This window comes from Lactonifactor longoviformis DSM 17459, from assembly GCF_900129135.1.
Classification (GTDB): Bacteria; Bacillota; Clostridia; order Lachnospirales; family Lachnospiraceae; genus Lactonifactor; species Lactonifactor longoviformis.
Genome location: NZ_FQVI01000007.1, coordinates 87,307 through 101,642 on the forward strand (window position 1 = coordinate 87,307; position 14,336 = coordinate 101,642).

The following is a 14,336-nucleotide window of genomic DNA, read 5'->3' on the forward strand; positions in this document are numbered from 1 at the left end:
CCCTGGATTTAGTATTCTGCTCTTACATAGTAACTGCGTTTTCTGTGACTTTTTTCAGCATTTCTACGAAAACAGTTTTCTCTGAAACGGTTAGGTTTTTTGTTAATTTCAGGGACCATTCTTCTCCGATTTTCTTCAGCAGAGGGTAGAGTTCCTGGGATTTGGATGTGGGTGAAACGTCAATGGAACGATTGTCTTTTGGATTGGGAGAACGGGTAATATAACCGTTGGCTTCCAGCTTGGCCATCATTTTGGCTACCGTGCTTTTATCCATGTCGAGAATCTCGCAGAACTGATTCTGAACCATTTTCCCGTTTTCACAGATAATCATGATAAAGGGAGTCTGACCGCTGGTTACTCCCAGAGTCTTAGTCTCCTCGTTCAGGTACATCTGGGTTTTTCTATGTATGACAGATGTCATTTTCAGGATATCGTCCGGGGATATGTCCGGCATAAGAGTACACCTCAATTTCATAATAGTTATGAGACTATATTATAATCTGATTGTAAAAAAGTCAATAGTTGGCAATGAAACATTTAGGCAGTCACAGCTTGTGGAGAATCTGCCTTTATGGTATGGTATAGGGAACGGTATACGCCGGGAGATCAAAGTTTGGAGGTTATTATGGAAGATAAGCTGCAATTTCAAAAAAAGCTGAAGAAACTGATGGAAGAGGCAAAGGATGCAGGGGACTGTATGTCTCAGGAAAGAATAGAGGACTTTTTCCGGGAGGATAGTCTGTCAGAGGAACAGCTTGCGATGATAAAGGAATATCTGCTTGCCCGGGGCATCACAGTTTCCGGATACAGGGGAGACGAAGTCTTAGCAGAAGAAAAGAAGAAAAAGCTGTCTCCGGATGAGGAGGCATACTTAAAAAAATACAGAGAGGAGTTATCTCTGATCCGAAAGGAAGAAGAAGGGGAGAGAGCCCGTCTCATCCGGGAAGTAATACAAGGGGATGCATTGGCGAAAGGCAGACTTGCAGAGCTCTATCTTGAAACGGTGGCAGAGCTGGCTGAAAAAATAGCAGGACCGGATATTTTTCTTGGGGATGCTGTGGCTGAGGGCAATGTAAATCTCTTGCTGGCTGTGGAACGACTGGATACAGAGGCGGACGCAGATACGTTTATCAAAGAAGAAATCCGCAGAGGAATTCTGGAATTGAACGAAGAACTATCTGAGCAGAAAAGAAGAGATGAGATGATGGTAAACAAGGTCGAGCGTCTGGAAGCTGCGATAAAAGAGCTGACAGAGGATGAGGATACAAAATTCAGCATTGAGGAATTGTCATTTTACCTTGAAATGACAGAGGAGGAGATACGGGATATTTTGAATCTGACAGGAGAAGACAAATAAAAAGGAGGATGCCCCTCCTTTTTATTTTTGTCTTTTTAAATGCAGCCCTTAGCAGTGACCGCTGCAGTCACCGTGACAGTCTCCTCCGTGGTGGTGATGTTCGTGATCTGCACATTGGGTATCAGGGTTGTACTGAAGCTGCCCTGACAGAAAGGCTGTTACCTGAGCGTCAGCATTGCCTGAGACACCTGGATACAATTCAATGCCGGCAGCAGCAAGGGCAGTCCTTGCACCGCCGCCGATTCCTCCGCAAATGAGGGCGTTTACCTCATGCTCCTGTAAAAATCCGGCCAATGCACCATGTCCCTGCCCGTCCGTGGATAGGACTTCTTCAGAAGTGATACTTCCGTCTTCTAAGGTATAAATTTTAAAATACTCGGTATGTCCAAAATGCTGGAATACCTCTCCGTTATCGTAAGTTACTGCAAGTTTCATCTTAATTTCCTCCTGTTTTTGTTTTTTTGGCACATGAACTTTGATGGCAGCAGCAGGTGCCTTTCGCCTTTCCGCAGCATTCTCTGGAGAGGGAACACAGGGCATATGAGCCGCCCTGAATCAGCAGCTGCTTTCCATTTATGAGGGCATCTGCCAGTTTTTCTCTGGCGCTGTTATAGATTGCCTGGACAGTTGTCCTGGCTACATTCATCTGGCGGGAACAATCCTCCTGGGTGTAGCCCAGCAAATCGATCAGACGGATGCTTTCATACTCATCCAGTGTCATCTCTATCTTCCCGGTGACGGGAAGAGGAAGGTCTGATTCCCACGGACCAAAGCTCTTGATTCCGGGCAGACCGCAGATACGTCTGCATTTGGGCGGGCGAGGCATAAAGTTCATCTCCTTTGTTTCTGACTTATGTCATTTATTATAAAACTATTATCGACATATGTCAATAATGGGAAGGGGAAATTATTCTTTTTTCTGAAGTTCTTTTAAAAAGGATACGTAGGCTTTCAGATGAGCGGGCGAGGAATGGCGTGCCAGTTCAAGAAGCTGCTTCATATCTGGATTTTCTTTTAGCTCCCTGGCCATCTCCAGAAGTTCAGAATCTTTTTCTCCGGACAGAAGAGGCTCTCTGCCAAGAAGGGAGTCCACAGTCACATGGAAGTGATCGGCCACTCTGGCAAGTCTGTCTCCGGAGGGGATCGTGTGCTCCCATTTTTTGATGGTGCCATTTCCGAATCCGCAGATGCGCTCCAGCCCGGCGATTGTAATTTGGTATTCTTTACAGAGTGATTTCACTCTCTCATACAGGTTCATAATAGCGTCCTTTCTAATAATCCATATAAAGTAGCAAAATAGTTGTTGACAAATAGTCTGCAGACTATTATAATTAACCCATAGTCAGAGGCAAACCTCTAAAGCTTCCCACTGTAAGCTAATAGTAGGGCGCCTGCCAGGGTTTGTCAATGACTAAATATAAGGTTCTTGTTTCATATAAGTGTTCATGGCATTGCAGTTTAAACTGCTTTCACAACATGCTATCTGAGACTTAGTATTTCTTAAACAATTCTAAAATCATTTATTTTCCATTAAAAACCCTATTTACCAATGAACAAAATAGCATCAGCAATTCTTATCAAGACTACTTATGGTTCCTGCCATTCGTGCTGTTTGTGGAAGAGAGAGTTTCTGTATGTTCATGAATTGGGAAATGTCCTGCTTTTATTCAGGTAATCCCCCTGGCCTTGGATAACGGGACGTGCACCGGATTGTGTGAAAGAGAACTGCTTTTGGAGGTGATGTTACGTCTGAGACGAAATACGGAAGAAAGGAGAAGAGATTGCTATGAAAGCGTTTCTTGAGGAATATGGAATTATCATTATTGTGGCAATAATCGCCCTTTTAATGGTTGTATTGGCCACTCCTCTGGGACAGTATATCGGGACAGCAATTGCCGGAACTGTTACGGATTTTATTAACAAGTCCGGAATTACCAATCCCCCTACCTGGACCAGTCCTTTTTAAAATGAAAGAAAAAAGGTCGGAGGTGAGATCTTGAATGTATGGACGTTTCAGCCGGAGAATTTCGGAGAACTTTTGCCCTATGTGAGAGATGAACTGGTGACAGACATCAATTTCAATGGGAGGGATGTCTGGATCGATCATCTGTACAGAGGAAGATACCGGGCAGACATAAAACTTTCCGAAGATTTTGTCAGTCAGTTTGCCACAAGAATCAGCAATGTAGTCAGCAAAAGCTTTAACAAATTTAATAATTTGCTGGAGGCGGAGACAGAAACTCTGCGTGTTAGTATTATCCATGAGAGTGTGGCCTGCACAGGAACATCTATCTCTATCCGAAAGACATCTCCGGCCAGACGTCTGACCGAAGACAGCATGCTGAAGGATGGCTATTGTGTACCGGAAATGCTTGTTTTTCTGGAAAATTGTATTCGGGCGCATATGAATCTAATCATGACAGGACTTCCTGGTTCCGGGAAAACGGAATTATTAAAGTTTTTGACAAAGTATATTCCTGAGAATGAGAGAGTCATTACCATAGAAGACAATCTGGAAATCCATTATCGTTCCATTAATCCACAGAAGGACTGTGTGGAGTTAAAAGTAAACGAAGAGTTTTTTGACTATACGAAAGCCATCAAAAGCTGCCTGCGGCAGAATCCCAAGTGGATTATGCTGTCTGAAGCCAGAAGCACAGAAGTAAAATATCTGCTGGAGGCTATGAGCACAGGCACCCATTGCCTGACAACTCTGCACACAGATGATGTAAATAAGGTACCGGACCGGATTCAAAATATGATGAAGGATACCGTATCTCCCCAACGGATTGAAAATGATGTTTTTTCCTTTGTAGATGCAGGGATTCTCATTAGAAAGGGAACTGATTTGAGAAAGGGAATCCGCAGATATATAGATCAGATTTGCTTTTACAGCAGGGAGAATGGAAAAAATAAGATAGTTATGATGGCAGAGGGGGGAAGTATTATAAACAGGTCACTCCCGCCGGATATCAAAAGGAAGTTTTCCTTTGCGGGCATTGAGGACCCTTTTCTTCCAAAAGAGAGGATGAATGAAACATAAATAAAAAGAATCTAAGATTTTGGCATTATCTAAATCCAAACCATCTGGCGGCCGAGGTCTCCAGATATGGGTATACATTTTCCTTGCAAAGCAATTGGAAAAAGTATTTGCTGTCTTTCGCAGGTATTGTCCTGCTGGGTGTTTGGTATGGACTGAAGTTAGGTTATATTGCTGCCGTGTCCCTCTACGCTTTGCTGTTGTCGCCCTTTATTATTATGAATTCCTGTAAAAATGCCTGTGAAGAGAAAGACTTTGAGGATACTGCAAATTATCTGGAACAGATGCTGTATTCCTTTAAACGGATTCCTAAAATACTGACCTCGCTGGAAGATGCTGCCTTGGTATTTCCGGAAGGTAAGATGCACAAAGCCATCCAGTCTGCGGTACATAAGATACAAAATGAAACAGAAGAGGGAAATCTCTATCATGCAGCCTTTCAGGATATAGAGACTTTATATTCCTGCAGGAGACTGATACAAACTCATGAATTTCTCGTGAAGGCAGAAGAAATCGGGGGAGATTTTTCCAATGCTCTCCGCATACTTTTACTGGATCGGCAGCTGTGGGTAGAGCGTGTATATGAACTGGCGCAGCAGCGCAGAAATATAAGACGGAACATTTTCATCTCTCTCCTGCTTTCTGCCGGAATCTGCAAAATATCTATGATCATGCTCCCAAAAGAGTTTATGGCATTGGAGCACCCTCTTTCACAGATTGTGACAGCAGCCTATATGATATCAGGAATTACTATATGGTTCTGGGGGCAGAAAAAGCTTCAGGCAGCCTGGCTGAAAGAGGATGCAGCACAGGAAGAGGAGATTCGCAGAGAGTATGAGTATCTCAAAACCAATGGCAGAAAAGGGGCGGCACAGCATGTGCCCGCTAAGCTTCTGCTTTTGAGCCTCTCTGCAGCTTTCGCTGTGTGGATGAAATCACGGACTGCGCTGCTGCTGCTTGGAACTGTATCCATACTGCTGTGGTGTTGGCCGGGAATCAGGTATCGGCTGGCAAAAAAACGAATTATAAAAGAGGTGGATAAGGCGTTTCCGGTCTGGCTGATGGATCTCTCGCTATTGATGCAGACAGAAAATGTTCATAATGCGCTGGAAAAATCCCTTGCTAAAGCTCCCTATGTATTGAGAGAGGAACTGTCTAGGATGCTTGATTCCATTGAAAAAAATCCAAACAGTATCGAACCTTTCCTGGACTTTATGCCATGGCTGGATTTGCCGGATGTGCAGTCCGCTTTGCGGTTGATTTACTCTATGTGGGCAGCGGGAGACCGGGAAGATATGGAAAAGCAGATAGCGGTTTTGGTAGAGAAAAATCACCATCTGATGGATAAGGCGGAGCGGCTTTCCAATGAAGACTCTCTGGCAGGAGTGGGGATGCTGGTACTTATCCCTATGGTTACAGGCTCAATAAAAATGATGACAGATATGGGGCTGCTTCTGGTGGGCCTGATGAATATTACAAAGGGAATGATATAGGAGGTATATATGAAAGAGATGTTGGAAGAATATGGAGGAACCATTGCTGGATGCCTTGCCGCAGCCATACTATTGACAGCCGGCAGATGGTGCATGGAGCCGGAGGGCCCATTAGGAGTTCTGACTGCTGTGTTCGGAAGACTCACACTGGGAGGCTGAAAGGATATGAGACAGCTGTTTGGAGAACACGGGAGAATGGCTGCAGCCGCAGTAATTGCAGGAATTTTCGCCGCCATTCTGCTATATCCGGAGGGGATTCTTAAGGTGCTGGGAGGCTTTTCAGTGACTTCAGGCGCGGCGGACACCAGCGAGACACGGGAAATTCTGCAGAAGCTCAGCAAAAAAGGAAGCCCCAAGCTTGCGGTGGAAAACAAGGTGCTGGAAATCGGGGATTCTCTATTTCTGCAGGATATGATCACAGAAGCAAGTCATGGTACAAGCTCTGATTTGCGGGAACAGGTAAAGTATTATCTGGAAGACGGTACAGAAGTCAATGGCAGTTATGAGATTTCGGGAGATAAACCAGGAGTAATCAAAATTCGGTTTGTCCTTACAGGAGAAGACTATATGGAGACCTGCAAATCCGGATACATACAGATACAAAGCCGCAAGGCAGACCCTCAGATTACAGCTCTTATAGAAGAATGGGAGATGGGAGAGGAGGGAGAAGATGTGAGGGCAAGGCTCTATAAAAAAGAGGATGAGACACTTCTCCTGTCTTTGGAGGGAAAAGGGAGAGTGAAGCCTTTGAATCAGGATACGGTTCCCTGGAAAGATGTGAGAGAAACCATAGAGGTGTGCAGGATTGAGGAGGGAATTGAGACAGCTTGTATGGACGGGTGGTTTTACCAGTGCAGAAGTCTCAAAGAAATCCCCCGGATGCCTGAGACCGCTGAAAGCTTCCGGTTTACGTTTAAGGGCTGCAACCAGCTCAGGGCGGCTGGTATCCCTGACGGGGCCAAAGACATTGAGGGCATGTATGAAGACTGCGGGAATCTGGAACTGGCAGGTCCCATTCCTTCCAGTGTCAGAAACTGCAGAAATACGTTTAAAAACTGTGGGAAGCTAAAGGGCAGTATTGCGCTTTTGGGGTGTCCCGCGCAGTACGAAGGATGTTTCCTGCAGACTGCTACCAATGTGGGGGATTGCTGTCTGCAGCTTGTGGCAGACAGGGAGGATAAGGCAGCAGCAGCTGAGGCCATGTACAAAGAAGCGGTTAATGATAACAGCAGCTGCCGTATCTTTGTGAGAAAAATGTAAAGAAAGTAGGTGGAGTTACGAGAGAAATTATTGAAGAATATTGTCAGTCGGCAGCTATCGCAATTTTAGGCGGATGCCTTGTAGCTGTATTTTTGTGGATGGCAGAGAGCTTATCCTACTAAACGCAGGAGGGAGATATGAAAGGACTTCCAGGATATTTTATAGGAATTATACTTTTGCTTTTCTTATCGCTTATGGGCACTTCACTGGTCACCGGCAGTATTGCGGCTGAGAATGCGAGAAATTTTCACGCTTCCGCAGTCAGCCAGATCGAGAACAGCAATTATAATCCGGATGTGATTAGCAGCCTGTACAGGGAAGCGGACAGACTGGGATATGAGCTGGAACCGGTCGAGGTAAGAGAGATTATCCCGAATCGCAAGATGTGCGAGGTGGTTGTAAAATATACGTATGCAGTGGGGATTCTCCACAGCAAATCAGAGATACATGAGATCAGAGGATATGCCAGATAAGGAGGAGGTATGAAAACAGCTGTTATATCATTTTTATCCTTGCTCCTTCTTGTTTTAACCGGCGCAGCAGTACTCACAGTCCATGGAAGGAGTATACGAAAAAGTGAGATGGAAGAAAGTGCAGCGATTGCTATTGAACAGTCCATGGAAATTTTATATGCGGATCAAACCTATGAGATTCGGAATGAGACAGAGCTGGTGGCTGATTTTCTGATCAATCTCTGCTGCCAGATAGAAAGCTATGGAGATATAGAGATATCCGTTATGAATGTAGATTATGAGAAAGGAATGCTGGAACTTCTTCTGAAAGAAAAATATAGACATTTTACAGGAAAAGAGGGGGTGATTACCTGCAGAAGAGCGGTTATCTTAGAAAAAAGAGGCTGAGGAAGAAACGAAACGGTATCAGGATGGTCAGCTTAGTTCTGGCAGGTGTTTTCCTGACGGCAGCATCTCCGGTCAGCGCGCAAAGGCAGGAATCTGCAGACTGGGCGGAGGCTGAGAACAATGAAGAAGACGAGACAGATGAGAAGAAAGAGGAAACATTGATTCAGACAGCCGAATATCTGGAGAAAAACATAAAATCCTTCCATCTGCTGCCGGAGGATGACAAAAGAACCGTCTTTTTGTCACTGTCAGAGGCGGAGAAATACTTCTTTTTAAGGGCGTATACGTTTTATTTTGCTATCTGTGCAGAAAAAGAAAACATACTCAGACTTTCAGAGGAAGGTTTAAAAGAGAATGGCACCCGGCAGGTATCAGGAGAAGAACTGCAGGCGCAGTTTTATACCTGTCTGTATTTGGCACAGATTTATCATGAAAGCATTCGGAACGGGGCAGCGGGGACAGGATTTGCTGAGGCGGAGGCCGCTTTGGCGAAAATGACAGAGGATTATCAGTCGGAGGGAGAGATGTATACTCAGCTGAAGTCCCTGACCGATACCTATATGTGCTGGGGGACATATTTTGAGGAAGAGCCAGAGGAGGATGAAATGTCTGCCCTGGAGCGTGAAGTCCTGATTCCTTTGACAAAGGTTTTACTTCGGCTTCCGGATGAGAAGGAAAAAAAGCGGATTCTGGAAAGCTTTGCTTCGTTTATTAAGGGAGAGACAAAACTGCCGTCTGAGGAAGAAGAGCAGCCTGCCGCGGATGCAGCCTCCAGAGAAGAGGTACCTAAAGAAAAAGGGCCCGCGGAAGAGTTGAAAACAGAAGTACAAAAGACAAATAAGCTCCTGGCATCGGTACGTGCATCCTACAAGGTAGGATGGAACAGTGACAATACCGGATGGTGGTATGCCTACAGTACTACCGCGTACTACAAAAACTGCTGGCAGTACCTGGCGTACGATGGGGTATATGACTGGTACTATTTCAAAGACAATGGGTATATTGCCACAAACACCTGGGTGGACAGCAATAACTATGTGAATGGAAGCGGTTACTGTACTACGGCAGGGATAGGCAGCTTTAAGACGCTGCAGCAGGCCGTAGGCTCGGGCCACTGTTCTATCGTCCGGCTGACAGTATCAAGTCTTGCAAATGAAGCGGAACTTAGAATCGGTAAGACTATGACGGTAACCACTGCCCCCAATAGCTCAGGCTGTACGATATATGGCACTGGCTTAAAGCGATGGGTCATCACCGGAAGCGTATCCCTGGAAGGCAGCCTTGTATTCGATGGACAAAAAGATAAGGTGGCAGACGATGTTACCAGCAATCTTTTTGTAAAAACAGGGGGTACACTGCGTGTAAAGGGAAGCAGTGTCTGCATTCAGAATTCTATCGGTCATGGAATCTATGGGGAGGTCCAAAGCCTGATTATTGTAGAGTCAGGCAGTCTGAGGGGAAATTATCATGACGGGGTAGGAAGCTATGGAACCGTTCAGGTGTCGGGAGGGAAGTTTTATGAAAATGATACCGGGTTATACATAGCCGGAACCTATGAGGGGAAGAGGACAGGCGCCAAGGGCATTCTGACAGGAGGAGATTTCTACAGAAATCAATATGGGGTTGCGTCTTCAGAATATGCGGAGTTCAGCGTTACGAATGTTGAGATATATGAAAACTACAGATATGGCTTTCTGCTGTATCCCAATGGATATGCGAAGCTGGAGGGGACACCGGAGATATACAGCAATCAGTGCGGAATATATAATTTTGGAGAATTGCTGTTTTGTTCAGGTAATGTCCGCAGCAACAAAAACTCAGGGATTCTGAACGAAGGAAAGTATACCATGAAAAATGGGACAGTATCCTCCAACCGTGGGAGCGATGGAGGGGGAATCATCAACAAGAAAGATTTCCTGTTGGAAAACGGAACCATAAAGGATAATACAGCCTCCAGAGGCGGGGGTATCTTTAACCAGGGTGCCTTTACAATGACAGGAGGAGAAGTCACAGGAAACCAGGCGTCCCAGGGAGGGGGAATCTGCGGTGCATCCTCCTTTGCCCGAACCTCTGTTTCAGGAGGCACACTTCAAAATAATTCCGGGACAAAAGACGGCGGCGGAATCTGTATTCTGAATGGAGCTGCCTGTGAGCTGTCCAAAAGCACGCTGGAGAATAATTCTGCAGCAAGAGGAGGGGCTGTTTATCTGGACGGAACTCTGAAGGCATATGGAAATCCCAGGGTAAAAGAAGAAGTTTTTCTGGCTCCCTCACGATTTATTACAGTGACAGGAAGCATAGAACGCTTTGTATGCCAAATGGCGGCAGAAGATACCTTTCAGGGCAGGGTGCTGGCCCACTATACCCTTATGCCGGGAGACAGCGAATTAGACAAATACTCGCTTGAACAAAAAACGCAGAATACTGCATCCGGAAAACTCCTTGTCCTGGAAAGCGGGAGCCTGGAATTGACATCTTATCCCTACAGTGTATATCTGACTTCCTCTGGCTGCAGAATACATTATGATGCAAACGGGGGAACCGGGGTGATGAGCTCCGAGGTGGTCTCTGTACACAAAACCTACAGAATCCGTGATAATGAGTTTGAGAGAGAACAGGCTGCTTTTGCGGGATGGTCACTTGGAAAAGTAAATAGCGTGAACGGAAAGCTGTTTCATCCTATGGAGGAGGTCGTTCCTGAAAAGCTGTTGTCCATGTATCCATTTACTGAGGCAGAAGGAATCAGGGAGATTACACTCTATGCCATATGGGATACCGCGCCCTCTCTGAAAGTATGCGGAAATGAATTTTATGAAGGGGAAGAGGTGAGTGCGTCTCAGCTGAAGAAGGGGATACTGCAGGGGATGGACACTGAGGATGGCGATATTACTGATAAAGCAGAGATTACCCAAATTTCCTATGGCAGAACCAAAAGCGGTTATCAGGGAGAGGATCAGGAGTTTATGCAAGGACTTCCGGACAGCTATATGCTTGATACGTATCAGTACAAGGGAATGGAGAAAGGAGAAAGGATAACTGATATTCTGCGGTGCAGAGCCGAAGACTCAGCTGGGAATGTAACATTTTGTGAGATGCCGGTTTATGTGGTTTACAATAATCCCCCGGTAATTGCAGTTCCAAAACGGGTGGTTTTAACAGCTGAGGAAGCCAGGGCAGGCAGACTATCAGAAGCCAAGCTGCTAAATTATGTGACAGTAAAAGACCAAGAAGATGATATGGCAAGAGCTGCCGGTGTCCTTGACAGGGACGGGCAGGTTGTGGATATACGCAGATCCCTTATGCTGACAGAAATAAAGGGCGCCGACGGTGAGTCGGTTTCCATGGAACAGGGGCTTCTGCCCGGGGAATACACAGGAGATGTTACGGCTACCGACAGATTCGGGAAGGCCTGCGATGCAAAGCTGCATATAGAAATCACAGACACTGAGGAAGAGCCTGGTGAGGATGCAGATGTCCGGTTTATTTCTCTGGAATATTTGGATACGCTGGCAGAAGATTCCCACTGGAGCAGAAGTGAACTGGAAGAGAGGCTGAAGAAGGAAGAACCTGAGTATACGTTTTCTCTTTCTTATCAGGAGATACAGGAAATTAAGGAAATAGCCGGTAATTACGGCAAGGATAAGGAGGGATCAGAAAAGGCCATCCGTGAAGTGATAAATAAATGGAAGGTATTCAGACAATAGGAGCAGGCTTTCGTTTTCCTGGCCGGTATGCACAGCGATCCTGAAAAACAAGTGCAGAGATCATTCATAGGACAGCCTGGTACAGTCAGTCTAAAGGACAGGAGGGCTGACTGTACGCAGCTCCTATGGAAAATTCTGCAAAAAAAGTGTGAAATAATCTTGACTAAAAAGGTTAAGATTGATATAATATTATCAATCCAGGAATTCTCAGGAATTGCTGTTTTTTCGGAAATAAAATTGATAAAAATAATCAAGTATTCAGGAGGAAAAAAAGATGAATCAATGTTTTGGATGTAACACATGTGCAAGTGCAGATAAGCCTTTGGAAGGGTACATAAAAAATCTTTCAGTGGAGACGTCTCACCACAGAGTGGAGGGGCAGAGCACTAAGTGCGGGTTTGGACTTCAGGGGGTTTGCTGCCGTCTTTGTTCCAATGGTCCCTGCCGTATCACACCAAAAGCACCCAGAGGGATCTGCGGCGCCACTGCGGACACCATTGTTGCCAGAAATTTTCTGCGGGCGGTGGCAGCAGGATCCGGATGTTATATTCATGTAGTAGAAAATACAGCCCTGAATGTAAAGAAGACAGCTCTGGCAAAAGGAGAGATCAAAGGGGAAAAAGCGCTGGAGCGTCTTTCTCAAATATTCGGCCTGAAAGGTAAGGACAAATATGAGACAGCCTTAAAGGTGGCAGACGCTGTCCTGGCTGATCTATACAAACCTGAATATGAAAAAATGGAACTGGTAAAGAAGATGGCCTATGCTCCCCGCTATGAAAAATGGGAAGAGCTTGGGATCCTGCCCGGAGGCGCCAAGGGAGAAGTTTTTCATGGAGTGGTAAAATGTTCTACGAACCTGAATTCTGATCCGGCGGATATGCTTACAGACTGTCTGAAGCTAGGCATTTCTACAGGGATCTATGGTCTGACACTGACGAATCTTTTGAATGATGTGCTTCTGGGAGAGCCTGAGCTTCGTATGGCCCCGGTTGGACTGCGCGTCATCGATCCGGATTATATAAATATTATGATAACCGGGCATCAGCATACAATTTTTGTAGATCTGCAGGAGCGCCTGACCTCTCCGGAGGCAGTGGCAAAAGCGAAGGCGGCAGGCGCCAAAGGGTTTAAATTGGTTGGATGTACCTGTGTCGGTCAGGATCTTCAGCTTCGAGGGGCCCATTATCAGGAAGTCTTCGACGGCCATGCAGGAAATAACTATACCAGTGAAGCCGTGCTTGCCACAGGCGGAATAGATGCCGTACTCTCAGAGTTTAATTGTACACTTCCGGGTATAGAGCCCATCTGTGACAAAATGATGATTAAGCAGATTTGTCTTGACAGTGTAGCAAAGAAGGCAAATGCAGAGATGAAACCTTTTATATTTGAGGAGAGAGAACAGCAGAGTGAAGAAATCATCGATAAAATCGTTGCCGCGTATAAGGAGAGACGAGGCAAAGTAGAGATGAATCTGTTCCCTGAGCACGGAAATGATAAAACGCTTACGGGAGTAAGCGAGGTATCCTTAAAAGCGTTCCTGGGCGGGAACTGGAAGCCTCTCATTGATTTGATTGTATCCGGAGATATCAAAGGTATTGTGGGAGTAGTAGGATGTTCTAATCTTACTGCAGGAGGCCATGATGTATTGACCGTGGATCTCACAAAAGAGTTAATTTCCAGAGACATTCTTGTCCTTACCGCAGGATGCTCTTCAGGAGGCATTGAAAACTGCGGACTAATGGAACCAGAGGCAGCTAAACTTGCAGGCCCGAAGCTGCGTGCTGTCTGCGAAAAGCTGGGAATTCCTCCGGTACTGAATTTTGGGCCCTGTCTGGCGATCGGAAGACTGGAGATTGTTGCAACAGAACTGGCTGAGGCCATCGGCATTGATATTCCCCAGCTTCCTCTCGCCCTGTCCGCAGCACAGTGGCTGGAGGAACAGGCCCTGGCTGACGGATGCTTTGGTCTGGCCCTTGGACTCCCTCTGCATCTTGGACTTCCTCCCTTTGTCACAGGAAGCCAGCTGGTAACCAAAGTGTTAACGGAAGATATGAAAGATCTTACCGGCGGTCAGGTGATCATCAACGGCGACGGAAAAGAAAGTGCGGATATTCTGGAGAAAATTATCGAGGAGAAACGTGCCGGACTGCATATATAGAAAGGGGCTGAGGGTATGAGAAGAATAATAATTGACGCGTCAAAATGCGACGGCTGTAAGAACTGCTCTCTGGCCTGTATGCAGGCCCATAGAAAAGATACTGGTACTTTATATGATCTGAATCTCCTGGATACGGACAACGAATCCAGAAACTTTATCTATAAAAACAGAACCGGGGGCTACACCCCCATATTCTGCCGCCACTGCGATCAGCCGGAATGTGTTATGTCCTGCATGAGCGGGGCTTTGACAAAGGATCCGGAATCCGGACATGTCTGTTATGATGAAAAAAAATGCGGTTCCTGCTTTATGTGTGTCATGAACTGCCCTTACGGAGTTCTGAAGCCAGACGACAAAACGGGTATGCATATTATCAAATGTGATTTTTGCAAAGACGCGGGAGGGGAACCCAGCTGCGTGAAAGCCTGTCCAAAAGAAGCTATCTATATCGAGGAGGTGTAAGG

16 protein-coding genes are annotated in these 14,336 nt (G+C 45.8%); 12 read left to right on the forward strand and 4 right to left on the reverse strand.

All coding sequences use genetic code 11. The annotated features are described in order from the left end of the window. Window positions 1-22 precede the first annotated feature (22 nt). Window positions 23-454, reverse strand: a complete 432-nt coding sequence (locus BUA56_RS08740; protein ID WP_072850975.1) for a MarR family winged helix-turn-helix transcriptional regulator — start codon at window positions 452-454, stop codon at window positions 23-25. Window positions 455-625: 171 nt separating this feature from the next. Between BUA56_RS08740 and BUA56_RS08745 the strand changes: the two genes are divergently transcribed. Then, on the forward strand, window positions 626-1,357 hold the full coding sequence (locus tag BUA56_RS08745; protein ID WP_072850977.1) for an RNA polymerase sigma factor region1.1 domain-containing protein: 732 nt from the start codon (window positions 626-628) through the stop codon (window positions 1,355-1,357). Window positions 1,358-1,405: 48 nt separating this feature from the next. Here BUA56_RS08745 and BUA56_RS08750 read toward each other — a convergent pair whose 3' ends face one another. From BUA56_RS08750 to BUA56_RS08760, 3 genes are all read right to left on the reverse strand, one after another. Further along, window positions 1,406-1,792: a NifB/NifX family molybdenum-iron cluster-binding protein gene (locus tag BUA56_RS08750; protein ID WP_072850979.1), complete on the reverse strand. Its 387-nt coding sequence runs from the start codon at window positions 1,790-1,792 to the stop codon at window positions 1,406-1,408. 1 nt (window position 1,793) lies between these two features. Continuing rightward, window positions 1,794-2,183, reverse strand: coding sequence for a DUF134 domain-containing protein (locus BUA56_RS08755; RefSeq protein WP_072850981.1), 390 nt, complete (start codon window positions 2,181-2,183; stop codon window positions 1,794-1,796). An 81-nt stretch (window positions 2,184-2,264) separates the two neighbouring features. Then, a complete protein-coding gene (locus BUA56_RS08760; protein WP_072850983.1) occupies window positions 2,265-2,615 on the reverse strand; it encodes a helix-turn-helix domain-containing protein in 351 nt (116 codons plus the stop codon). 528 nt (window positions 2,616-3,143) lie between these two features. Here BUA56_RS08760 and BUA56_RS08765 point away from each other — a divergent pair. The 11 genes from BUA56_RS08765 to BUA56_RS08810 all read left to right on the forward strand — a co-directional run bounded on the left by BUA56_RS08765 (window position 3,144) and on the right by BUA56_RS08810 (window position 14,334). Further along, entirely contained in the window at window positions 3,144-3,323 is a 180-nt protein-coding gene (locus BUA56_RS08765) for a hypothetical protein (protein WP_072850985.1), read from the forward strand. A gap of 30 nt (window positions 3,324-3,353) precedes the next feature. Next, window positions 3,354-4,400, forward strand: coding sequence for an ATPase, T2SS/T4P/T4SS family (locus tag BUA56_RS08770; protein WP_072850987.1), 1,047 nt, complete (start codon window positions 3,354-3,356; stop codon window positions 4,398-4,400). A 107-nt stretch (window positions 4,401-4,507) separates the two neighbouring features. Next, complete coding sequence (locus tag BUA56_RS08775) at window positions 4,508-5,890, forward strand: hypothetical protein (protein WP_084067797.1); 1,383 nt, start codon at window positions 4,508-4,510, stop codon at window positions 5,888-5,890. Between the two features lie 9 nt (window positions 5,891-5,899). Continuing rightward, window positions 5,900-6,049 carry a hypothetical protein gene (locus BUA56_RS22955; RefSeq protein ID WP_158640994.1) on the forward strand — a complete coding sequence of 50 codons (150 nt, stop codon included), beginning with the start codon at window positions 5,900-5,902 and terminating at the stop codon, window positions 6,047-6,049. A 6-nt stretch (window positions 6,050-6,055) separates the two neighbouring features. Continuing rightward, entirely contained in the window at window positions 6,056-7,150 is a 1,095-nt protein-coding gene (locus BUA56_RS08780) for a hypothetical protein (protein WP_072850990.1), read from the forward strand. Window positions 7,151-7,287: 137 nt separating this feature from the next. Next, window positions 7,288-7,623, forward strand: a complete 336-nt coding sequence (locus BUA56_RS08785; RefSeq protein WP_072850991.1) for a hypothetical protein — start codon at window positions 7,288-7,290, stop codon at window positions 7,621-7,623. A gap of 9 nt (window positions 7,624-7,632) precedes the next feature. After that, on the forward strand, window positions 7,633-8,010 hold the full coding sequence (locus BUA56_RS08790) for a hypothetical protein (protein ID WP_072850993.1): 378 nt from the start codon (window positions 7,633-7,635) through the stop codon (window positions 8,008-8,010). 23 nt (window positions 8,011-8,033) lie between these two features. Further along, a complete protein-coding gene (locus BUA56_RS08795; RefSeq protein ID WP_072850995.1) occupies window positions 8,034-11,714 on the forward strand; it encodes a hypothetical protein in 3,681 nt (1,226 codons plus the stop codon). Window positions 11,715-11,741: 27 nt separating this feature from the next. Then, window positions 11,742-12,011: a hypothetical protein gene (locus BUA56_RS23305; RefSeq protein ID WP_072850997.1), complete on the forward strand. Its 270-nt coding sequence runs from the start codon at window positions 11,742-11,744 to the stop codon at window positions 12,009-12,011. Continuing rightward, window positions 11,989-13,872: an anaerobic carbon-monoxide dehydrogenase catalytic subunit gene (gene cooS / locus BUA56_RS08805; RefSeq protein WP_072850999.1), complete on the forward strand. Its 1,884-nt coding sequence runs from the start codon at window positions 11,989-11,991 to the stop codon at window positions 13,870-13,872. The genes BUA56_RS23305 and cooS overlap by 23 nt, the downstream gene beginning before the upstream one ends. Window positions 13,873-13,887: 15 nt before the next feature. Next, the gene (locus BUA56_RS08810; RefSeq protein ID WP_072851001.1) at window positions 13,888-14,334 is read left to right on the forward strand and encodes a 4Fe-4S dicluster domain-containing protein; all 447 of its coding nucleotides are present in this window, start codon (window positions 13,888-13,890) and stop codon (window positions 14,332-14,334) included. Window positions 14,335-14,336: the final 2 nt, after the last annotated feature.